General features: G+C 60.1%; 22 protein-coding genes. 8 read left to right on the top strand and 14 right to left on the bottom strand.

Translation table 11 applies throughout. The features are described 5' to 3' along the window. The 4 genes from norV to B3229_RS09720 all read right to left on the bottom strand — a co-directional run. Positions 1-1195, bottom strand: a 1195-nt coding sequence (gene norV / locus B3229_RS09705) for an anaerobic nitric oxide reductase flavorubredoxin (protein ID WP_286870454.1), incomplete at its 3' end; no start/stop codon positions are given. Between the two features lie 206 nt (positions 1196-1401). After that, complete coding sequence (locus tag B3229_RS09710) at positions 1402-1758, bottom strand: DUF1971 domain-containing protein (RefSeq protein ID WP_286870455.1); 357 nt, start codon at positions 1756-1758, stop codon at positions 1402-1404. A gap of 12 nt (positions 1759-1770) precedes the next feature. Beyond that, on the bottom strand, positions 1771-2004 hold the full coding sequence (locus tag B3229_RS09715) for a DUF2526 family protein (RefSeq protein ID WP_277269140.1): 234 nt from the start codon (positions 2002-2004) through the stop codon (positions 1771-1773). 4 nt (positions 2005-2008) lie between these two features. Continuing rightward, the gene (locus B3229_RS09720; RefSeq protein ID WP_277269139.1) at positions 2009-2266 is read right to left on the bottom strand and encodes a hypothetical protein; all 258 of its coding nucleotides are present in this window, start codon (positions 2264-2266) and stop codon (positions 2009-2011) included. A gap of 151 nt (positions 2267-2417) precedes the next feature. Here B3229_RS09720 and norR point away from each other — a divergent pair, with 151 nt between their 5' ends. After that, on the top strand, positions 2418-3950 hold the full coding sequence (gene norR / locus B3229_RS09725) for a nitric oxide reductase transcriptional regulator NorR (protein WP_286870456.1): 1533 nt from the start codon (positions 2418-2420) through the stop codon (positions 3948-3950). Between the two features lie 25 nt (positions 3951-3975). Here norR and B3229_RS09730 read toward each other — a convergent pair whose 3' ends face one another. Continuing rightward, on the bottom strand, positions 3976-5385 hold the full coding sequence (locus tag B3229_RS09730) for an amidase (protein WP_286870457.1): 1410 nt from the start codon (positions 5383-5385) through the stop codon (positions 3976-3978). Between the two features lie 113 nt (positions 5386-5498). Here B3229_RS09730 and B3229_RS09735 point away from each other — a divergent pair, with 113 nt between their 5' ends. The 4 genes from B3229_RS09735 (at position 5499) to B3229_RS09750 (ending at position 8404) form a co-directional block, all read left to right on the top strand. Further along, on the top strand, positions 5499-6062 hold the full coding sequence (locus tag B3229_RS09735) for a TetR/AcrR family transcriptional regulator (protein WP_286870458.1): 564 nt from the start codon (positions 5499-5501) through the stop codon (positions 6060-6062). An 80-nt stretch (positions 6063-6142) separates the two neighbouring features. Beyond that, positions 6143-6766 carry a pyridoxamine 5'-phosphate oxidase family protein gene (locus B3229_RS09740; protein ID WP_286870459.1) on the top strand — a complete coding sequence of 208 codons (624 nt, stop codon included), beginning with the start codon at positions 6143-6145 and terminating at the stop codon, positions 6764-6766. Between the two features lie 230 nt (positions 6767-6996). After that, entirely contained in the window at positions 6997-7206 is a 210-nt protein-coding gene (locus B3229_RS09745) for a YdgH/BhsA/McbA-like domain containing protein (protein WP_286870460.1), read from the top strand. Positions 7207-7468: 262 nt separating this feature from the next. Next, positions 7469-8404 carry a LysR family transcriptional regulator gene (locus B3229_RS09750; RefSeq protein WP_286870461.1) on the top strand — a complete coding sequence of 312 codons (936 nt, stop codon included), beginning with the start codon at positions 7469-7471 and terminating at the stop codon, positions 8402-8404. Here B3229_RS09750 and mdcH read toward each other — a convergent pair. From mdcH to B3229_RS09795, 9 genes are all read right to left on the bottom strand, one after another. Further along, positions 8385-9287, bottom strand: a complete 903-nt coding sequence (gene mdcH, locus B3229_RS09755) for a malonate decarboxylase subunit epsilon (RefSeq protein WP_277269133.1) — start codon at positions 9285-9287, stop codon at positions 8385-8387. The genes B3229_RS09750 and mdcH overlap by 20 nt on opposite strands. Beyond that, entirely contained in the window at positions 9284-9904 is a 621-nt protein-coding gene (locus B3229_RS09760) for a malonate decarboxylase holo-ACP synthase (RefSeq protein WP_286870462.1), read from the bottom strand. Before B3229_RS09760 ends, mdcH begins: the two co-directional genes overlap by 4 nt. Position 9905: 1 nt before the next feature. Further along, positions 9906-10865, bottom strand: a complete 960-nt coding sequence (locus tag B3229_RS09765; protein ID WP_286870463.1) for an AEC family transporter — start codon at positions 10863-10865, stop codon at positions 9906-9908. A 136-nt stretch (positions 10866-11001) separates the two neighbouring features. Further along, the gene (gene mdcE, locus B3229_RS09770) at positions 11002-11802 is read right to left on the bottom strand and encodes a biotin-independent malonate decarboxylase subunit gamma (protein ID WP_286870464.1); all 801 of its coding nucleotides are present in this window, start codon (positions 11800-11802) and stop codon (positions 11002-11004) included. Continuing rightward, positions 11802-12635 carry a biotin-independent malonate decarboxylase subunit beta gene (locus tag B3229_RS09775; protein ID WP_286870465.1) on the bottom strand — a complete coding sequence of 278 codons (834 nt, stop codon included), beginning with the start codon at positions 12633-12635 and terminating at the stop codon, positions 11802-11804. Before B3229_RS09775 ends, mdcE begins: the two co-directional genes overlap by 1 nt. Beyond that, a complete protein-coding gene (gene mdcC, locus B3229_RS09780) occupies positions 12628-12927 on the bottom strand; it encodes a malonate decarboxylase acyl carrier protein (protein ID WP_103795029.1) in 300 nt (99 codons plus the stop codon). The genes B3229_RS09775 and mdcC overlap by 8 nt, the downstream gene beginning before the upstream one ends. An 8-nt stretch (positions 12928-12935) precedes the next feature. Continuing rightward, positions 12936-13799 (bottom strand): triphosphoribosyl-dephospho-CoA synthase, encoded by an 864-nt coding sequence (locus B3229_RS09785; protein WP_286870466.1) that lies wholly within the window; start codon positions 13797-13799, stop codon positions 12936-12938. Then, entirely contained in the window at positions 13799-15454 is a 1656-nt protein-coding gene (mdcA, locus tag B3229_RS09790) for a malonate decarboxylase subunit alpha (RefSeq protein ID WP_286870467.1), read from the bottom strand. The genes B3229_RS09785 and mdcA overlap by 1 nt, the downstream gene beginning before the upstream one ends. 291 nt (positions 15455-15745) lie before the next feature. Further along, a complete protein-coding gene (locus tag B3229_RS09795; protein WP_286870468.1) occupies positions 15746-16654 on the bottom strand; it encodes a LysR family transcriptional regulator in 909 nt (302 codons plus the stop codon). Positions 16655-16792: 138 nt separating this feature from the next. Between B3229_RS09795 and B3229_RS09800 the strand changes: the two genes are divergently transcribed. The 3 genes from B3229_RS09800 (at position 16793) to B3229_RS09810 (ending at position 19533) form a co-directional block, all read left to right on the top strand. Further along, on the top strand, positions 16793-17359 hold the full coding sequence (locus B3229_RS09800; RefSeq protein ID WP_096072745.1) for a non-oxidative hydroxyarylic acid decarboxylases subunit B: 567 nt from the start codon (positions 16793-16795) through the stop codon (positions 17357-17359). Between the two features lie 38 nt (positions 17360-17397). Further along, on the top strand, positions 17398-18906 hold the full coding sequence (locus B3229_RS09805) for a UbiD family decarboxylase (protein ID WP_286870469.1): 1509 nt from the start codon (positions 17398-17400) through the stop codon (positions 18904-18906). A 390-nt stretch (positions 18907-19296) separates the two neighbouring features. Beyond that, positions 19297-19533 (top strand): DUF2171 domain-containing protein, encoded by a 237-nt coding sequence (locus B3229_RS09810; RefSeq protein ID WP_096073880.1) that lies wholly within the window; start codon positions 19297-19299, stop codon positions 19531-19533. Positions 19534-19854: the final 321 nt, after the last annotated feature.

The following is a 19854-nucleotide window of genomic DNA, read 5'->3' on the forward strand; positions in this document are numbered from 1 at the left end:
AGAGCGCCCAGGCGCGCGCGATGCTGCGGCCGTGTTCGCGACACGCTTCCAGCGCGGAGAGGTCGGGACGCCATTTGGTTTTCAGGGCGATGGTCATATCGAAACCGGCATCCTGCAGACGGGTCGCCACGCGGTCGACGGCGCCGCCCGTCCAGCCATAGGAGCCGAACGCGGAGGCGCGTTTATTGCGGAACTTCAGCCCGGTGATCTCTTCCAGCATGCCCGCCACCTTCGGCATCATCACGTTGTTCATGGTGGAGGAGCCGACCAGAATGCCTTTGGAGCGGAAGCAGGAAGTGATGATTTCATTTTTGTCGTGGGTCGAGACGTTGTAGACCTTCACGGCGACGCGCGGATCGGTCTCGCGAATGCCCTGCGCGATGGCGTCCGCCATCATGCGGGTATTGTTCGACATGGCGTCATAAAAGATAGTGATGCGATCTTCCTGGTAATCGGCGGCCCACTTCAGGTAGAGCTCGACAATCTGCGCCGGGTTGTCGCGCCACACCACGCCGTGAGAGGTGGCGATCATGCTGAGCGGCAGATTGAAGCCGAGGATCTCGGTGATCTTCGCCGTCACCAGGCGCGCAAAAGGGGTCAGGATATTGGAGAAGTAGCGCTGGCACTGGTCGAACAGCTCATGCTGGTCAACTTCATCGTTAAACAGGTGCTCATCGCAGTAGTGCTGGCCGAAGGCGTCGTTGCTGAACAGCACCGCATCTTCCGTCATATAGGTCATCATGCTGTCCGGCCAGTGCAGCATCGGCGTTTCCACGAAGATCAGCTTTTTGCCGTTGCCGATGTCGAGCGAGTCGCCTGTTTTCACCACGTTGAAGTTCCACTCGGGATGGTGGTGATGACCATTAATCGACTCCACGCCGTTGGCGGTGCAGTAGATCGGCGTGCCGGGGATCAGCGCCAGCAGCTCAGCCAGGGCGCCGGCGTGATCTTCCTCCGCATGGTTGATCACGATGGCGTCGATCTGTTTCAGATCGATCTCTTCGCTGAGGTTTTTGACGAAATCGCTGCGGAACTTGAGATCCACGGTATCGATTAAAACGTTTTTTCCTTCACGGATCAGGTAGCTGTTGTAGCTGGTGCCGCGCTGCATCTTGTACTCTTTGCCGTGAAAATGCTCTACTTCCCAGTCCCGTTTGCCGACCCAAAAAATATTGTTTTTGACGTGAATGTTCATCAGATGCCCTGTTAGCTTAAGGTGGATTCCCTTACTGCATTGCATCCGGCGTGCCAGTTTTTATATTACTGATTTATATACTTATTAATTTATACCGCTGTTTAAAAGACAATAAAAAAGCGTGTTTTATTCACATGCCGTTGTCTTAAATACAATGTGGCAGAGACAAAAAAGCCCGCCGAAGCGGGCCAGGGGCGTAACGCTGCTTAGCGCGCAGGAATATGCACCTCGCGCGCAAACCCTTCGCCCTCCAGGGCGCCATCGGGATCGGCGAAAAAGTCGATATTAAAGCAGGTCTCCTCGGTCAACAGTTCGATGCGATGCCAGTACTGCGGCGGGCTAATGCCAAACTCACCGGCGTTGATGGTTAGCGCCATTTCCGGTTCCGCCTCGTTTTCACCGGCGAAGCCGAAATAGTTAACCGCGCCGCGCATCACCGAGAGCCGGCCATACACCCCTTTTTTGGTGTTGTGATGGGTTAACAGCGCTTTGGGCACGCTCTCTCTGTTCCAGAAAGGCGTGGAGCGGGTATGAACGAAATGTGCAGGAATGCTGTGAGCCATGGTGGGCCTCCTCTAGCTGATGATGCCGCCGCGCGTCAGCCATTCCCGGCGCTGCTCGGCGAGCTCGTGTTTCTCGGTGCTGTGCTTAAAAACCGCAACGCGCAGGCGCTGCTGCTGGGTAAAGCGCTCTTCGCGCGTCAGCTGGCTATCCTCGCTGAGTTCGCACAGCAGTTCGTTCATCTCGCGAATAACATTGTTGGCGATGGCGGCGTCGACCGCGGTAATCACTTCATCCAGATGCGTCATGGTTTCACCCGACATAAGTATTAAGCTGCTGAAGCAGGAGCGAACCGGCGATCAGCAGCGACAACGGCGTATAGGGAACATCTAAATCTACCCAGGCTTTACGTCCGTCATATTCGGTTTCGAAATGAAGCCGGTCCGGCGAGCTCTGATAGTAGGTAAAATGGGGGCCGCGGCGGCCGCCGAACGCCGCCCAGCGCAGGGCGTTGGCGGCGGCTTTGATCTGTTTTGCGCTGAGCGCTTTTAACGTTGCGTGGCTGGACATCGGTTTGTTCCTTAGCGGTATTCACTACGCTAATGAGGCATATTCCGTGCCACTTCTTAAGCTATTGATTTAGGTCAAAAGAGAAAATAAGCATTGTATTTATAACAACCCTTTCTATTGTTATAAAGACACTCCCTGTACAGGTGACACTATGGCTCTCTCAGTCGACACCCTGGCGGCGCTCGCCGTGGATATTCAGAACGGCGTGCGCGAGCGCGACCGTTTTATGCAGATGGTGAAAGGCATCCACCAGGCGTTGAACTGCGACGCGACCGCCCTGCTGCGCTATGAAAACCAGCAGTTCAGACCGCTGGCCACCGCCGGGCTGGCGCCTGACGTGATGGGCCGCCGCTTTAGTCTTGATGCGCATCCGCGGCTGGAGGCGATCGCGCGCGCGGGCGACGTGGTGCGCTTTCCCGCAGACAACGATCTGCCCGATCCCTACGACGGCCTGATCCCCGAACAGGGCGAGCTGCATGTGCACGCCTGCGTCGGCATGCCGCTGTTTGCAGGCCAGACGCTGATCGGCGCCCTTACCCTGGACGGCATGGACGCGCACCAGTTCGATGATTATAGCGACGAGGAGCTGCGCGTGCTGGCCAGCCTGACCGCCGGCGCGCTGAACAACGCCCTGCTGGTGGAGCAGCTCGAGCAGCCCGCTTCCTCGTTTATCCCGCCGCACAGGCGGCCGGAAGAGCGCGAGGAGATGCAGATCGTTGGCGAATCCGCGCCGCTCACCCATCTGAAAAAAGAGATCGCCGTGGTCGCCCCGTCTGACCTGAGCGTCCTGATTATGGGCGAGACCGGCACCGGCAAGGAGCTGGTCGCCCAGGCGGTGCATCGCCTCTCCCATCGCGCTACCCAGCCCCTGATCTACCTCAACTGCGCCGCGCTGCCGGAAACCGTGGCGGAAAGCGAGCTGTTCGGCCACGTCAAAGGCGCATTTACCGGTGCGATTCACGACAGGCCAGGCAAGTTCGAGCTGGCGGATAAAGGCACGCTGTTTCTTGATGAGATTGGCGAACTGCCGCTCTCGCTGCAGGCCAAACTGCTACGGGTGCTGCAGTATGGCGATCTACAGCGCGTGGGCGAAGATAAAGCCCTGACCGTCGACGTGCGCATTATCGCGGCGACCAATATGGATATGCGCAAAGCGGTCACGGAGGGGAAATTCCGCGCGGATCTTTATCACCGACTCAGCGTTTTCCCCCTGTTCGTGCCGTCGCTGCAGGAGCGTCGCGACGATATCGTGCTGCTTGCCGGCTATTTCTGTGAAAAGTGCCGAATAAAGTTCGGTCTGCTCAGCATCGCCCTCAGCCCGGCCGCCCGCGCCCTGCTCGAAGCGGCGAACTGGCCGGGAAACGTGCGCGAGCTGGAGCATGCCATCTACCGCGCGGTGATTATCGCGCAGGCGGAGTCGCGCAGCGGCGAAATCGTTTTGCTGCCTCAGCACTTCAGCCTCGAAGGCGAAACCCCGGCGGACGCAGCGGCAGGCCCCGCGCCGACCGCGCCGCTGACCTCGCTGCCGATAAGAAGCCTGGCGGAGGCGACGCGCCAGTTTCAGCATGACTACATTCGCTATGTTTACGAAAACAGCGGCAAAGTCTGGGCCAAAACCGCGCGTCAGCTGGAGATCGATCCCGGCAACCTGCACCGTCTGGCCCGAAAGCTCGGCCTGAAATAACACCCAGCAACAGCGCCCGTCGCCGTTACTGCGAGGGATGCAGGCCCTTCATCGGGCTGACGGCCTCCAGCAGCGAGGCGATATGCAGAATCGCCGCCTCGTCGTGCCATTTGCCGATAATCTGCACGCTAATCGGCAGCCCTTCGCGGCTGCGGCCAAAAGGCAGCGCGACGCCGGGCAGGCCCGTCACGTTGAGCGGCACGGTCGCGCCCTGAAGCCAGGTCGCATCCACGCTCTGACCGTCAATGATAAAGCGCTCGACGCCGTGCTTATGGGCCGGGATCGGCAGCACCTGGGTGATCAGCGCGTCGTAGCGTGAAAAGTAGTCGGCGAAGCCATCCCGCAGCCGTTCCGCCGCCTGCTCGGCGTCGATAAAATCGGCCAGCGAGGTATCGGGCAGCGAGAGCATGGTGTTCGCCATTTTATAGATCTCGTCCGGTCGACGACCGGCGGTGGCGGCCGCGAACGCCGGCTTCATCTCCATAACGTGGATGCGGTTGAAAACATTCAGCGCAACGTCCCGCTCCAGCGCCGGAATGCCAACCTGCTCAATAGCTATCCCCATACTGCTCAACGCCTGCGCTGCCGCCCTGACCACGGACGCCACCTCGCCATCGACCGGGCCGAAACCGGGGCCGGTCATCCAGCCGATGCGCAGCGGCCGGCTGGCGTTAAACGCCAGCCCGTCAGAAAGGCGCGGCGCGCTGCTGGAAAAAGCATCCTTCCCGTCCGGGCCAGAGAGCTGTGAAAAGGCGAGCGCAAGATCGCGAACCGAACGGGCCATCGGGCCGACGTGCCAGAAGCGGCGCGGCGCGCGCGGCCAGATGCCGGTCATCGGCACGCTGCCGTGGGTGGCCTTCATAGAGGTAATGCCGGTCTGCGCGGCCGGGCCGCGAACCGAAATCGCCAGATCGGTGCCCAGTCCCAGCGGAGACATCCCCGCCGCGATGGCGGCCGACTCGCCGCCGCTGGAGCCGCCCGGCGTACGGCTTAAATCCCAGGGGTTGTTTGACCGGCCTGAAAGCAGGTTGTCGCTTTCAATCCAGTAAGAGAACTCGGGCAGATTGGTTTTCGCCAGCAGAATGCCGCCAGCGGCCTTGATACGCGCCACGCTGGTGGCATCCTCGGTCGGCAGCCGGTTTTTGAAAATGGGCGATCCGCGCTGGGTCATCACGCCAGCGGTGTCGATCGAGTCCTTGACGGTAAAAGGCACGCCGTGCAGCGGGCCGAGCGGTTCGCCCGCCATCACGGCGGCTTCTGCCGCGCGGGCTTCCTTCAGCGCGCCAGCGGCGACGGTGACGATGGCGTTGACCTGCGGGTTGGTCTCTTCGATACGATCAAGATGGGCCTGCATCACCTCAACGGGCGAGATGTCGCGGCGGCGGATCAGTTCGGCAAGGCGGGTGGCGTCGGAAAAAAAGATCTCTTTGCTCATGATTAATTACCTATCTAACGCTTGGTAGGTTTTAAGTTAGCGGTTTAATCCTCTTCTTGTCAACACCTACCTAACACATGTTAGAATATTCACTAACTGACAGGAGAACGAGTATGAGCAAAACCTCTAAAGAGGCCCTTCTTCACGCGGCGCGCCTGAGCGCGCAGGCGCATGGCTATAGCGGCCTGAATATCCGCAGCCTGGCGAGCGAGGTCGGCATCAAGGCGGCAAGCATCTATCACCACTTTCCCAGCAAGGCGGAGCTGGGCGCGGCCGTCGCCAGACGCTACTGGGAAGAGACCGCGGCCGATCTGGACGCGCTGCGCGCAAGCGAGCCGGATGCGCTCAGCCGTCTGCGACGCTACCCCGAGATCTTTCGCCGCTCGCTGGAGCGCGACAACCGCATCTGCATGGCGAGCTTTATGGCGGCGGAGTATGACGATCTGCCGGATCAGGTAAAACAGGAGGTGAAGATCTTCGCCGAGGTCAATATCGCCTGGCTCGCCGCTCAGCTTGAGGAAGCGGGCATCGCCAGCGACGAAGATCGCAACAGTCGGGCGCAGGCTATTTATGCGGCTATCGCCGGCGCCCAGCTGATGGCGCGCGGCCGGTCGGATATCGCGCTGTTCGATAGCCTGGTGAAGAGCTACGCCCAGGCCGGGCTGTTGCCGACTTAGCCTCGACAGCCGGTGCGTCGCCGGCCGCGCTGCTGTATAAAAGAGTGAGGCGCATTCCTGCATACTGAGGCGGTGACGTAATGACGGATGAAAAGAGAAACATTACCTGCGAAGCGGAACTGGAACAGATCTATGGCGCGGTCGCCAGACCCTCGCTGACCAAGGAGATCGACCATATCCATCCCGCCTACCGCCCTTTTATCGAGGCGGCGCCCTTTGCGGCGCTGGCGACCTCGGGACCGGGCGGGCTTGACGTCTCGCCGCGAGGCGATCCGGCAGGCTTCATCGTTATTGAAGATGCGAAGACGCTATTGCTGCCTGACCGACGCGGCAATAACCGCATCGATAGCCTGCGCAATATTCTGCACGATAATCGCGTGGCGCTGCTTTTTCTGATACCCGGCATCGGCGAAACGCTGCGGGTGAACGGAACGGCGGAGATCCGCAACGATCCCGATCTTCTTACCCGCTTCGCCGTCAACAATCAGCTGCCGAAAACGGTGCTGCGCATTAGGGTGGAGAGCGTATTTTTTCAGTGCAGCCGGGCGATTATTCGCTCAAAACTCTGGGATCCCGCCGCGCAGATAACGCGTGACAGGCTACCCACGCCGGGAGCGATCCTGCATCAGCTTTCGCAGGCGGAAATAGACGGCGAGGCCTATGACCAGGCGCTGCCGGAACGCTTAAAGAACACCCTTTACTAAACTGCCTGCCCTCAAGCCCTGATGTGTCCGGGGCTTTCTCCCTCCTTGCCGCTTGCCGCACATCGCCTTCTCTTCCAGGTGTGAACAAAGAAGTCGCGCCATCTAGTCATTCATATTTTTTGATTAACCAAAGCAATTAAGTCAGCTTTTAAATTATCCTGGTCAGGCGCACTATCACTCCATCGAGGCAAACCGCCTCACAAACAGAAAAATTCACAAAGGAATCGACCATGAAAACCATCAAAAATTTCGTCGCTGTTATCGCACTTTCGCTGGTCTCTTTCGGCAGCTTCGCGCAGACCATTACCGCTTCAGCCTCTACTCTGGACGCGGCGGAAGCGCAGATTGCCGCCCAGGCGCATCAGGCGGGCGCCTCCTATAAAATCACCGGCGCGCGTTTTAATAACGGTGCCTATGTTTCAGCCGAACTGACCCAATAAGCGTTTTCAGAGGCCGCCTGCGCGGCCTTTGGTTTTTAAACCTCTACTGACCTCTTCCCTCTCTGCGTTTATTCACTCTTCTCTTTGCCGGATCAATACCTGCTCTGCGGCGCCAGCTTATATTCCCTGCGGAATGCAGGATTAACAGTACACTTAGCCGGTAAAGCCTTCATTCTCTGGCACTGCGCGCTGGGCTTTGCCTCTTCTGTCGTGCCAGGATGACTATTTACGCCCGCTTAAGGACACCCGCGAAGGATAAAGCATGAATAACGATATCAATCAGGAGATTACCTTCCGCAAGCTTAGCGTTTTTATGATGTTTATGAACAAAGGCAATATCGCGCGCACGGCGGAGGCGCTCGATCTCAGCAGCGTCAGCGTGCACCGCGCGCTGCACACGCTGGAAGAGGGAATCAACTGCCCGCTGTTTATCCATAAAGGGCGCAATCTGGTGCCGCTGCCCGCCGCATGGACGCTGCTGGAGTATTGCCAGGATGTTACCGCGCTGATGAGCAAAGGCATAGAAGAGGCAAGACAGGTGGCAGGCGTAGGCTGCGGTCGATTGAGGCTCGGCACGCTCTACTCGCTTACGCTGGAGACCATTCCCCGTCTGATTATGGGCATGAAGCTGCGACGCCCCGCGCTTGAGCTCGATCTGACCATGGGCTCCAACCAGATGCTGCTCAATATGCTTGAGGACGATGCGCTCGACGCGATTTTAATCGCCACCGACAGCGGCGAACTCAGCAACCCCAATTTTGATGTGATCCCGCTGTTTCACGACCATATTTTTCTCGCCGCGCCGGCAGGCGAAAAGCTCGATACCTCGCGCGACGCCGATCTGCGTGACTTCGCCGATCGCGATTTTGTCTCGCTGGCGGAGGGCTTCGCCACCTATGCCGGCTTTCAGGAGGCGTTTCAGGTGGCTGGATTTGAACCGCGCATCGTCACCAAAGTAAACGACATCTTCTCTCTGGTGAGCCTGGTGCAGGCGGGCATGGGCTTCTCGCTGATCCCGGGCCGCATGAAGAAGGTCTATGAAAACAGCGTGCAGCTGGTCCGGCTGGCAGAGCCCTACCAGATGCGCCAGCGGGTTTCCATCGTCTACTCGCACCATCGCGAGCGCGATCAGGATCTGCTGGCGCTCGCCGCGGAAGGCCGCATGTACGCGCGCAGCCTTACTGACTCAGCCGTTTAGCCAGGTGGAGCGCGACCTCAACGCTATTGCGCTCCATGCAGATCGCCTCTCCCTGCCAGCCCGCCTGGTGCGTCAGCCCGGTCAGCACATTGCCCGGCGGCATCTCAATCGCCAGCCTGGCGTCGCGCTGATTGGCGGCGATCACCGCGTCGCTCCACTGCACGGTACGCGCCATATTGAACGCCAGATCGTCGGCGATTTTGGCGGGCTCCCAGATCACGCGGCCGGTCGAGCCGCTCAGATAGGCGCATGAGGGTCGGGACAGCGAGACCGAGGCGAAGGCGCGGGCCAACTCCGCCGCCGGCTTATCCAGCAGCGCGCAGTGGGACGGCACGCTGACCGCCAGCCGCGCCGCCTTGCTGGCGCCCGCGTCGAGCGCTTTTTGCGCCACCGCCGCCATATCCTCATCGCGTCCGGCGATCACCGTCTGAGTTTCCGCATTGATATTGGCGATATAGGTATTGCTGCCCGCCATCAGCTTTTCCAGCCGGCTGAGCGTCAGCCCGACGATGGCGGTCAGGCCGTAGCCGTGGGGATAAGCGCTCTCCATCAGATCGCCGCGCAGGGCGACCAGCCGCAGCGCGTCGCTGAAATCGAGCGCGCCCGCCACCACGGCGGCGGGAAAGGCGCCGATAGATAAGCCGCTGACGATGTCCGGCTTCACGCCGTTTCTGATCAGCTCGCGCGCCCAGGCGACGCCGACGATCAGCAGAGAGAGCTGTACGGCGCGCGTGTGGCGCAGCGCCTCCGGGCTGTCGAGCGCGTCGGTCTCCTCTCCCAGCACGGCGCGCACGCTGCTCAGCAGCGCGTCTCCGTCAGGCAGATTGCGCAGCATGCCGGGACGCTGCGTGCCCTGGCCAGGAAAGGTAAAGAGGATTTTCATAAAGTCTCCCTGCTCCAGGGCGACGCGGTCAGCACCGGGCCGGCGGCAGTTTTCACCAGCGCGCGCCCGTCGCGCAGCCACTCGCTGAGCGCGAACGCGCCTGACGGCGTTTCAACCTGGGTGTCAACGCGGCAGGGCAAACTCTCCGTCTGCGCCTGCCACTGCTGTAAAAGGTCGCGCGCCAGCGGCTGCGGCGCGCGGATGGTTAAATCGAGATCGCTGCCGGGATGCAGCACCGGAATAGCCGTTGCCAGCGCATAGCCGACGCTGCCGGTTACGCCCCAGCGCCAGGGCCAGCGGCGCTCGCTGAGCGCAAGCGCCGCCTGGACCGGGCGGTAAGCGACAAAGGGCGACGCCAGCAGGCAGACGCGATCGGCGAGCATTTCCGGCGTGGTGACGCGCAGGATATCCGCCGCCTGCACCCACGCTGCGGCGCGCTGCTCCCGTCGCTCGCCGCGCACGCCAACCGGGATCCGCTCCGCCGTCGCGACGTCGCGCCGCACCACCACCGGCAGGCCGACGTGCCAGTGCTGGCTGACCCACGCCTCTTTCACCGACAGCAGCGCGCTGTCGGCGCGAAGCCAGAGCAGGTCGTGAGGGCGCGGGGTCATCGTCATATCAAATTCCTGAAGTCAGCGTAATAAACAGCGGCAGTGACAGAATACAGAGCACCGAGCTAAGCAGCAGCACCGCTTCCGCATCGGGCGACTGCACGCCGAAACGGTTGCCGAACACCACGCCAAAGAAACCGGCGGAGAGCGCGATCATCAGAATCGCGGTAATCGCTACCGGGCCGCTCAGGCCGAGCGCGGCGACGATGCCCCAGGCGATAAAGGGCTGGATCAACAGCTTGGCAACGGTGCCGACGCCGACCACGGCGTTGAGTTTCAGCTTACGCGCAGAGAGAATGACGCCGGTCAGGAACAGCGCCGCCGCCGTCGCCGCCAGGCCGAGCGGTTTAATCGCCGCCAGCACCAGATCCGGCATTTTAATGCCGATGGCCGACAGTATCACACCCACCAGCGGGCCAAGCACGATCGGTTTTTTCACCGAACGCCACATCAGCACCGGCAGCATCGCGAAGGTGGAACCGTGATCCTCGCCGGCGGCGCGCGCCTTTTCGCGTTCCAGAATCAGCAGGCAAAGCGGCGTCAGCAGCACCGAGCCGCAGGCGATCGACACCGCCACGGAGAGCGAAGTCGTGGCGTTTTCGCCCAGCACGCTGCCGAGGATCGGCAGACCCAGCGCGGCGTAGTTTGGCAGCGCCACGGTGAGCGTCAGCACCGCCGCATCCTGCGGGGATTTTTTAAAGACTTTGGTCGCGAGAAAATAGATAGCCGCATAGGTAATCCACATGGCGCCGGTGAGCACCACAATCAGCGGCCACTGCGCCACGATGCCAGGCCAGGCGGTTTGCACCGTGGCGCTAAACAACGCGGCAGGCAGCGCAAAGTCCATCACGAAGATATTCAGCAGCGAGACGTTTTTATTGTCGACCATACCGGCTTTACCGGCCCAGAAACCCAGCAGCATAATCACAAAGATTGGAGCAAGGGCATGAACAATTATGTAAATCATAAATCACCTGTATTTAAGAAATAAGATTCCAGTCACGCGATGTTTATAATTTCTAAAAGCGGCCCTCACTCCGGGGCGCGACGACGCGCCCCGAGCAGACCGATTTCGGCAGGTCTTTTTTATCTGTTTCTGTGTTTTACCAGGCGGCGCGCATACGCTCGCGCACCAGGGAGGAGCTGCGGCGGTTTTCCGCGCCGAGTCGGGTTTTCAGCGATGGATCCTGACGGGCGTCGGCAATCGCCTTTTGCAGCGCGATTTCCACCTGTGCCAGATCGGCGTCAGAAGGCGCGTCCGGGTTGCCGATGGTCAGCAGATCGGCCAGCAGGCCAAGGGTGGCGAAGTTGCTGACGTCATAGGCCATCGGCGGAATGGTCGCCGCCAGTTTTTCCAGCGCCTCGACCGTACGCAGCGTAATGCGCGCGGCGGACGCTTTGCCCATCGCATGCACCAGCACGCCCTGATCATTAATCGCGATCAGACGGTTCGCCTGATAGCCGTGCGCCAGAAACGCGCCCGACATCGCCTTGCCGACAATCAGCCCGATCACCGGATGTCCCGCCAGACGCGCTTTGGCATAGGCGCCCGCTGCGCCGGCAAGCGCCTGATGAATGCCGAACGCCTCTTCGCGTCGACCATAGGCCTGGCTCGGCACGTCAATGACCGCGATAATCGGGCGCTTCACGTCGCTGTTTTTATCTGCGTCGATGGTTTCGTTCACCACCTTCGCCAGCGTCCAGCCCTCCAGTAGCCCGATCTCGCCGCGCGCGGCGCGCGGGTAGTGGTTGTTTGCATCGGGCACGACGGCGATCAGACGTACGCGCTCGCCGTTGAGTTCGCCGTCAGCCACCTGAACCGAGTCGCACAGGCCGCTCAGGCGCTGCGCATTAGGTGCCAGTTTTTCCAGCCAGGTCGCACCGCGGCTGATAGTCTGGGTCATTATTTATCCTCCCGGGCAAAAAGCTGTTTAATCTGCGCCGTATCTGCCTGCTGACGCGTATCGAAGCGGGTCAGACGCGGCAGGAAGTCGGCATATTTGTCGCTGCGGTGCTGCGCCGGTACGCCCTTCTCAATAAAGGTATTCATCGCGGTTTTCACCGCGTTGATGCCGTCATCGACCAGCGCGTCGGCCAGGCCGCTCGCGTAGCGGATTTCGCCGCCGGTCATGCTCCAGATAAAGGGACGGTCGCGCGAGTCGTACTCTTCGATGCCCGCTTCCTGCTCGATAACCTGCGGGCCGTTAAGCCCCAGACGCGCCTCGCGCGTGACGATCAGATAGCTGCAGAGCGCGGCGGCGATCGACATGCCGCCGAAGCAGCCGACGGTGCCGGCGATAATGCCGATAACCGGCGTATAGCGGCGCAGATCGACGATAGCGGCGTGGATATCGGCAATCGCCGCCAGCCCCAGGTTCGCCTCCTGCAGACGCACGCCGCCGGTTTCCAGGCAGAGCACCGCCTGGGTCGGAATGCCGTTGCGGTTGTCTTCCGCCGCCAGCTCTAACGCCGCCGCCATTTTCGCGCCGGAGACTTCGCCCATGCTGCCGCCCTGGAAGGTTCCCTCGATAGCGATGACCACTGCGGACTGGCCGTTAATGGTGCCGCGCGCCACCACCATGCCGTCGTCGGACTGCGGCACGACGCCCTGCGGCGCCAGCCAGGGCGACATGATGCCCTCAAAAGGATCAAGCAATTCGCGGTAGCTGCCCTCGTCCAGCAGCGCATGAGCGCGCTCGCGGGCGCGCAGTTCGATAAAACTCGGATCGTTACGCATGGCTCACCTCTTCAAAAACCTGTTCGATACGGATGCGCGCAACGCCCGGCGTCGCGCCGAAATCGTGGATCACCAGCTGCCCGGCAGGCAGGCCGTTGATCAGGCTGAGGCGATCGAACAGCGCCTTCCAGCGAGCGTCGCTGTTGTCGAGAGAGGTAGTAATATCAATACTCAGCGTTTGCCCTTCGGCTGCGGTGAACAGTACTTCCATATCACCGGAACCAACGACTCCTGCAAGGGCTCTGCCGCTGAAGGTGCGGTTAGCAGGGAAAGATAATGTGATGTGTTCCATAACGTCCTCTAAAGAAAAGAGTGATGGGCAGTAACGGCTACCCTGTCAATGAACAGCGTGGCGGCCAGCAGATCGGCGGCGCCGCCCGGCGAGGCGTTTAGCGCCAGCATGTCGGCGTCCAGCTGCGCCAGCGCGCGCTGGCCTTGCGCCGTCATGCAGCCTCCGGCCAGCAGCACCGCGCGGGCGCCCGCCTGCATCGTCTGCAGGCCTTCAAGGCCGGCGCGAGACAGCACGCAGGTGTCGCTGAGCGAGGTCATGATCGCCATCAGCGCGTCAAGCCGGGCTTCGCTTTCGCCCGCGCCCGCCGCTCGGCTGCGCAGCAGCTGCGGCAGCGCCAGCCTGACGACGTGAGGGAAGGCCTGCTGCGCCTCTTCCCGCGCGCCGGGCACGCGATAGCGATGCGTCGCCTTTAACCCTTTGCTGAACAGCTTCGGCGCGGCGCGATCGGGCAGGCTGGCCAGCGACGCCGCAGTACGGGCGAGCCGCTCCGCGTCGGCGCAGCCGCCGTTCATCGCCGCAGCGCTGACCAGCAGGCCCAGCGCCCAGATTGCGCCCCGATGGGTGTTGACCCCGCCGGTGGCCGCCATCATCTGCCGCTCCCCTTCCCGCCCGAGACGGCCGACCGCTTCGCGCAGGGCGACGTCGGCCGGACGCTGCCAGCACTGACGCGCCAGCTGCAAAAAGGTCGGCTGCAGGCTGCGCGCCGAACGCTCCATCAGCGCCAGCGTCAGATCCTGATGCGCGCCGTTGCCGCGGCTGTCCACCAGACCCGGCTTCGGACTGAGGCGCGCCTCATCGATCAGGCAGTCGCGCGCGATGGCCGCCAGCTGACTAACCTGCGCCTCGGCTTGAGTCTGTGACAGGAGTTTCATTACCAGCTCCGGAATTTTGCCGGCGGGTTGTAGAGGCCGCCTGACCATTCGACCAGATCCGCGACGCTGCCTGCGGCGAGCAGAGAGCGCGTAGCGTCTGAGCGGCGAATGCCCATATCTTCCGGGTAGACGACCTTGCCGCTTTTACGCAGCGCGGCCACGCGCGCGGCGTCGACGCCCAGACCGATATCGGTGATGCCCGCTACCGCGGCCACCATAGCGCGGCGCTCTTCGAGGCTGTCGGCGCGATAGAGATAGGCGATGCCCTCTTCGGTCAGTACGTGGGTCACGTCATCGCCGTAAATCATGACCGGCGCCAGCGGCATGCCGGACGATTTCGCCACTTCTACGGCGTCGAGCTGCTCGACGAAGGTCGGCTTCGCGCCCGCCTGGAAGGTTTCCACCATCTGCACCACCAGTTTTTTACCGCGCTGCATCGGGTCCGGCTCGGTGATCATATTGAGCCAGGCGGGCGTGGCGTGGCGACGACCGTGCGGATCGTGGCCCATGTTAGGCGCGCCGCCGAAGCCGGAAAGGCGACCGCGGGTGACGGTAGAGGAGTTCGCCAGCCCGTCGACCTGCAGGGTCGCGCCGATAAACATATCGACCGCGTACTGGCCCGCCAGCTGACAGAAGGCGCGGTTAGAGCGCATTGAGCCGTCGCTGCCGGTGAAGAAAATGTCCGGACGGGCGCGGATATACTCTTCCATGCCCAGCTCGCCGCCGAAGCAGTGCACGCTCTCAACCCAGCCGCTCTCAATCGCCGGGATCAGCGTCGGGTGCGGGTTCAGCGTCCAGTGCTTACAGATTTTGCCTTTCAGCCCGAGCTGCTCGCCGTAGGTCGGCAGCAGCAGTTCGATTGCCGCGGTGTTGAAGCCGATGCCGTGGTTGAGCGACTGCACCTGATGTTCGGCGTAGATGCCTTTTATCGCCATCATCGCCATCAGGATATGCTCCTGCTTGATCAGACGCGGATCGCGCGTGAACAGCGGTTCGATGAAGAAAGGCTTGTCGGCGACGACGATATAATCAATCCAGGACGCGGGGATATCGACGCGCGGCAGGTCGCTTTCGTCATCCACCAGTTCGTTAACCTGGGCGATAACGATACCGTCGCGGAAGGCAGCGGCTTCTACCAGCGCCGGCGTATCTTCGGTGCTGGGGCCGGTATAGAGATTGCCTTTGCGGTCAGCTTTATAACCGGCAATCAGCGCCACATTCGGGCTCAGGTCGACGTAGAGTCGGGAATAGAGTTCGATGTAGGTGTGGATGGCGCCAATTTCCAGCTGGCCATCCTGCAGCAGCTGGGAAATACGTAAGCTCTGCGGGCCGGAAAATGAGAAATCGAGTTTGCGGGCGATGCCCTTTTCAAAAATATCGAGATGTTCGCTACGGCCCACGCTGGGCATAATCATATGCAGGTCGTGGACTTTCGCCGGATCCACTTCAGCCAGCGTCCGCGATAAAAAATCGGCCTGCTTCTGGTTATTTCCTTCAAGGACAACGCGGTCGCCTGGAGCAATTAATTTCTCCAGCGCTTCTACCGCTCTTTCAGTAGGGATCACTTTACCGTCTACGGGAAAAGATGCGAGACGACGCGCTTTTTCACTGCGGCGCGTGTTCCATTCCCGGACCGGCGCTTGGCCAGTGTGCATTATAACCTCCTGATTCAGATAACCATTCTTTCGTTTATGCTGGATGGAGTCTGCGCTTTCTGCTCAAGTGATTCAATTAAGGCAACGGGACGATCATTAGTCTTAGAGTAATGATTTCGGTATCGGCGTGGAGATAAACGAAACACGAAAACTGAGTGTAGACGCCATATTCAGGAGAAAAAGGCTGGAACAAAATATTTCTTCAGTTTGTAATATATATTTCCCGCGCATTTCTGTTTTTTAATGCGCCGCAATAGCTAAGCAGCCAGGATAATACGCGGATTATGCAGGTTATTTTCTCTTGTCGGCAGATGGCATAAAAAGCGACTGCGTATTTTTAATAAAATGCATCATGTCGCTATTTTTTCTGCCCTCTTTCCAGCAAAGGTACAAAGAGGTGGTGATATGGGTGCCGGTAATATCTAACGCCGCCACATCCTGACGTAAAAAATTACGCTGCGAAGCGGGAATGCAGGTTATACCCATCCCCATCGCCGTCAGGTCAATAGCGGTGTTGACGTCTCGCGCCCGCACTATTTTTGCCGGCACCAGACCCGCTTCCGTATACATGCGCAGCACGGTGCCGCCCAGCCCAACGCCGTCGGGATCCTGCTGAACGATCAGGGTTTCGCCCGCCAGATCGCGCAGGCTGACCTGCTTATCCCCGGCGCGCGGATGGTCGTCGGGTATCACCGCGCTCAGCGCCGTCTGATGGATTTCCCGACAGGCGATAAAGCGAAAATCGGGCAGCGGCCCGCGCAGGATGCCTGTATCCAGCTCGCCGCTTTGCAGCAGGCCGATCTGCTGATTGACGTTATATTCCATCGGCTCAAGACGGATCGCCGGGAACTGGCTTCTGAAACTTCGCAGCGCCCTGACCAGCAGCGGCTCCAGCACCGCCGTGCCGACATAGCCGAGCCGCAACAGGCCCCGGCTGCCGGCGGCGACCTCTTTGACGGTGGCGCGCAGGTTGTCGATCCTCTGCACCGTGCGCTCCGCCTCCTCAAGCAGCAGTTGCCCTTCGACCGTCAGGCTGACCTGACGTTTGTTACGCTCGAACAGCCTGACGCCCCAGCTCTGCTCCAGCGACTGAATATGCTGGCTCAGCGCGGGTTGCGTCAGGCCGACCTCCGCCGCCGCGCGGGCAAAATGCAGGGTGCGCGCCAGGGTAATGAAGGATCGAAGCTTAGGGTATTCCATGACTCACCTGATAACAGTTACTTATTAATAAAGCCATAATAGCAATTAGACCCTTATCAGTCTCGGCGTTATCTTCCTCTCATACCGCAATCCGGCCCTTTCGGGCTCGGCATCTTTTCACCTGACTCAGGAGGCTGCATGAGAATTATTGTCGGCATGACCGGCGCGACGGGCGCGCCGCTCGCGGTGACCCTGCTGCGCAAGCTGGCGGCGATGCCGCATGTAGAGACGCATCTGATCGTCTCCCGCTGGGGTAAAACCACCCTTGAGCACGAAACGGGTTTGCAGCTAAACGACCTTAAAGCGCTGGCGGACGTTTACCACAGCGCCGGCGATCAGGCCGCGACCATCTCCTCCGGCTCCTTTGTCACTGACGGGATGATCATCATTCCCTGCAGCATGAAAACGCTGGCGGGTATTCGCAGCGGTTATGCTGAAGGGTTGATTGGCCGCGCGGCGGACGTCGTGCTGAAAGAGCAGCGCAAGCTGGTGCTGGTGGCGCGGGAAACGCCGCTGAACACCATCCATCTGGAAAATATGCTCGCCCTTTCGCGTATGGGCGTCAGCATCATTCCCCCTGTTCCTGCCTGGTACAACCATCCTGAGACCATCGCGGATGTTGAAAACCATATCGCCGGTCGCGTGCTCGATCAGTTCGGGCTGGAGACCGCGCAATCAACCCGCTGGCAGGGCCTGGCCCGCTAAATGCCCGGCTAATTCTTACTTAGATCCAGGAGAAAAACATGACAGACATTGCACAGCGTCCCACAGAGGAAAAAAGCTTCGATCTACGTGCCGCCATCGAAATACTGAAACAGTATGACGGCGAATATATTGAGACCAGCGAACCGGTGGATCCGGCCGCAGAGCTGTCAGGCGTTTACCGCTATGTCGGCGCAGGCGGCACGGTGATGCGCCCGACCCGCACCGGGCCGGCGATGGTCTTCAACAAAGTGAAAGGCTATGACGATTTTCGCGTGCTGATCGGCCTGCTGGCTTCGCGTCAGCGGGTAGCGCGACTGCTGGGGGTGCCGAAAGAGAATCTGGCTAACCTGCTGCGCGAATCGGTGCATCGCGCCATCGCGCCGGTGGTGATCCCCAACGATCGGGCGGTCTGTCAGGAAGTGGTGCATCTGGCCTCCGACGAAGGATTTGATATCCGTACGCTGCTGCCGGCGCCGACCAATACCCCTGAAGACGCAGGCCCCTACTTCACGCTCGGCATGTGCTACGCAGCCGATCCGGAAACGGGAGAGCATGATGTAACTATTCATCGCCTCTGCGTGCAGGGCAAAGATGAAATCTCGATGTATTTCGTGCCGGGTCGTCATCTCGATCAGTTCCGCATCAAAGCGGAACAGGCCGGCAACCCGCTGCCTATCACCATCAGCATCGGCGTGGATCCGGCCATTGAAATCGGCGCCTGCTTCGAGCCACCTACAACGCCGCTGGGCTTCGACGAGCTGGCCATCGCTGGCGGGCTGCGCGGACGCGCGGTAGAGCTGGTTGAAGGGGTCGCGGTCAAGGCGCGCGCTATCGCCAACGCGGAGATTGTGATTGAGGGCGAGCTGATCCCTGACTATCGCGTTCAGGAAGATCAGCATACCCATACCGGCAAAGCGATGCCGGAGTTCCCGGGCTACACCGGCGAAGCGCAGGCGGCCGTGCCGGTTATTAAAGTGAAGGCGGTCACGCACCGTAAGCACCCTATTCTGCAGACCTGCATCGGGCCAAGCGACGAGCACACCAATCTCGCCGGCATTCCGACCGAGGCAAGCATTCTCGATATGGTGGAGCGCGCGCTGCCAGGCCTGGTGAAAAACGTGCACTGCCCGTCGCCGGGCACCGGCAAATATATGGCGGTGCTGCAGATCAACAAGCGCGGCCCGCAGGATGAAGGACGCCAGCGTCAGGCGGCGTTACTCGCCTTCTCCGCCTTTTCAGAGCTTAAACATGTCTTCCTGGTGGATGACGATGTCGATATCTTCGATTTGAGCGATGTGATTTGGGCGATGACCACCCGCTATCAGGCCGACGTGGATACGGTGTTTATTCCCGGCGTGCGCTGCCATCCGCTCGATCCGTCGCAGGATCCCGCGTTCAGCCCCTCTATCCGGGCGCACGGTATCACCTGCAAAACGATTTACGACTGCACGGTGCCTTATGACCTTAAGTCAAACTTCCAGCGCTCGCAGTTTATGGAAGTTGACGTCAACCGCTTTGTGCCGGGCTTTATGGAGAGCGCAAAATAACAAATGGATGTTGCCGCTGCGCCCGCGAGCCAGCGACAACGGTTGATCAGCCTTGCCGGAGCGCACTCTGTGATGCGCTCCGGCAACGGCGATTAATCGAGTGGTAAGGTGTAGACAAGATCGCCGTTTTCTTTTTTAGCGTTTTAGCGCATCAGGTCCAGCAGATAGCCGCGCCGTCCTGCTCGACACGCCGTCAGCGGGTGCGGCATGAACAGATTACAAAAGGGGTTATGGCGCTAAAAAGCAGCGGATTACTCTGCTTTAACGCCCGCAGCAAATATTTCATTTTGTTACTGACTTGACCGAACCGGTGAGTAGTGACCAGGCTTAGAGGGTCTTGAAGCACATCAGACGATGCGTTTTAACCAACTAAACCAGGATGGAGGCATTATGGTAAGCAAATCAGAAATTTTAGATCACGCTCAGGTTGTAGACGTTAACGGTGAACACGTTGGCATCGTTGACCATTTCGAAGGCGAAGACAAAATCAAGCTTGCTAAAAGCGATCCTGAAGCTGGCGGCAAACACCACATCATTCCCTTCAGCTGGGTAAAAGAGGTGGACGATAACAAAGTGATTCTGTCCAAATCGAAAGAAGATGTGGAAAGCGAGTGGCAGTCTGCCTGATTTCCCGCGCCGTGGCCTATGCCGCGGCGTCTGCTTTCTCGTTCTCCAACAGCGCCTTGCTCGACCACTTTCTGTTTATCCGCCGTTAATGACCTCTTACCATCAAAAAGATAAGCATGCGTAGCATACGCAACCTGCGCTAGCCGCACCCTTTGCCCCAGCCTCGACGATCAGCCAAAAAGGCATAAGCCGTCTCACTATCTGGCGCCGAAGCGGGTGTCTCCTGCACTTCGGTTTACGTACAGGTACGAGTGCCCTGTGTAGGGGGTAACGCGGCCGCAGCGATAAGCGACAGATTTCCCCGTACTTCTTTACGTTTGC

The sequence above is a fragment of the Pantoea sp. UBA5035 genome, assembly GCF_002415245.1.
GTDB lineage: Bacteria > Pseudomonadota > Gammaproteobacteria > Enterobacterales > Enterobacteriaceae > Pantoea > Pantoea septica.

Coding starts and splice junctions, on each gene's coding strand:
- B3229_RS09710 (WP_286870455.1), bottom strand. CDS start 1,758: ATGGCTCACAGCATTCCTGCACATTTCGTTCATACCCGCTCCACGCCT.
- B3229_RS09765 (WP_286870463.1), bottom strand. CDS start 10,865: ATGATTTACATAATTGTTCATGCCCTTGCTCCAATCTTTGTGATTATG.
- B3229_RS09810 (WP_096073880.1), top strand. CDS start 19,297: ATGGTAAGCAAATCAGAAATTTTAGATCACGCTCAGGTTGTAGACGTT.
- B3229_RS09805 (WP_286870469.1), top strand. CDS start 17,398: ATGACAGACATTGCACAGCGTCCCACAGAGGAAAAAAGCTTCGATCTA.
- B3229_RS09715 (WP_277269140.1), bottom strand. CDS start 2,004: ATGACGCATCTGGATGAAGTGATTACCGCGGTCGACGCCGCCATCGCC.
- B3229_RS09785 (WP_286870466.1), bottom strand. CDS start 13,799: ATGAAACTCCTGTCACAGACTCAAGCCGAGGCGCAGGTTAGTCAGCTG.
- mdcC (WP_103795029.1), bottom strand. CDS start 12,927: ATGGAACACATCACATTATCTTTCCCTGCTAACCGCACCTTCAGCGGC.
- B3229_RS09720 (WP_277269139.1), bottom strand. CDS start 2,266: ATGTCCAGCCACGCAACGTTAAAAGCGCTCAGCGCAAAACAGATCAAA.
- B3229_RS09730 (WP_286870457.1), bottom strand. CDS start 5,385: ATGAGCAAAGAGATCTTTTTTTCCGACGCCACCCGCCTTGCCGAACTG.
- B3229_RS09735 (WP_286870458.1), top strand. CDS start 5,499: ATGAGCAAAACCTCTAAAGAGGCCCTTCTTCACGCGGCGCGCCTGAGC.
- norR (WP_286870456.1), top strand. CDS start 2,418: ATGGCTCTCTCAGTCGACACCCTGGCGGCGCTCGCCGTGGATATTCAG.
- B3229_RS09800 (WP_096072745.1), top strand. CDS start 16,793: ATGAGAATTATTGTCGGCATGACCGGCGCGACGGGCGCGCCGCTCGCG.
- mdcE (WP_286870464.1), bottom strand. CDS start 11,802: ATGACCCAGACTATCAGCCGCGGTGCGACCTGGCTGGAAAAACTGGCA.
- mdcH (WP_277269133.1), bottom strand. CDS start 9,287: ATGAAAATCCTCTTTACCTTTCCTGGCCAGGGCACGCAGCGTCCCGGC.
- B3229_RS09795 (WP_286870468.1), bottom strand. CDS start 16,654: ATGGAATACCCTAAGCTTCGATCCTTCATTACCCTGGCGCGCACCCTG.
- mdcA (WP_286870467.1), bottom strand. CDS start 15,454: ATGCACACTGGCCAAGCGCCGGTCCGGGAATGGAACACGCGCCGCAGT.
- B3229_RS09750 (WP_286870461.1), top strand. CDS start 7,469: ATGAATAACGATATCAATCAGGAGATTACCTTCCGCAAGCTTAGCGTT.
- B3229_RS09760 (WP_286870462.1), bottom strand. CDS start 9,904: ATGACGATGACCCCGCGCCCTCACGACCTGCTCTGGCTTCGCGCCGAC.
- B3229_RS09775 (WP_286870465.1), bottom strand. CDS start 12,635: ATGCGTAACGATCCGAGTTTTATCGAACTGCGCGCCCGCGAGCGCGCT.
- B3229_RS09740 (WP_286870459.1), top strand. CDS start 6,143: ATGACGGATGAAAAGAGAAACATTACCTGCGAAGCGGAACTGGAACAG.
- B3229_RS09745 (WP_286870460.1), top strand. CDS start 6,997: ATGAAAACCATCAAAAATTTCGTCGCTGTTATCGCACTTTCGCTGGTC.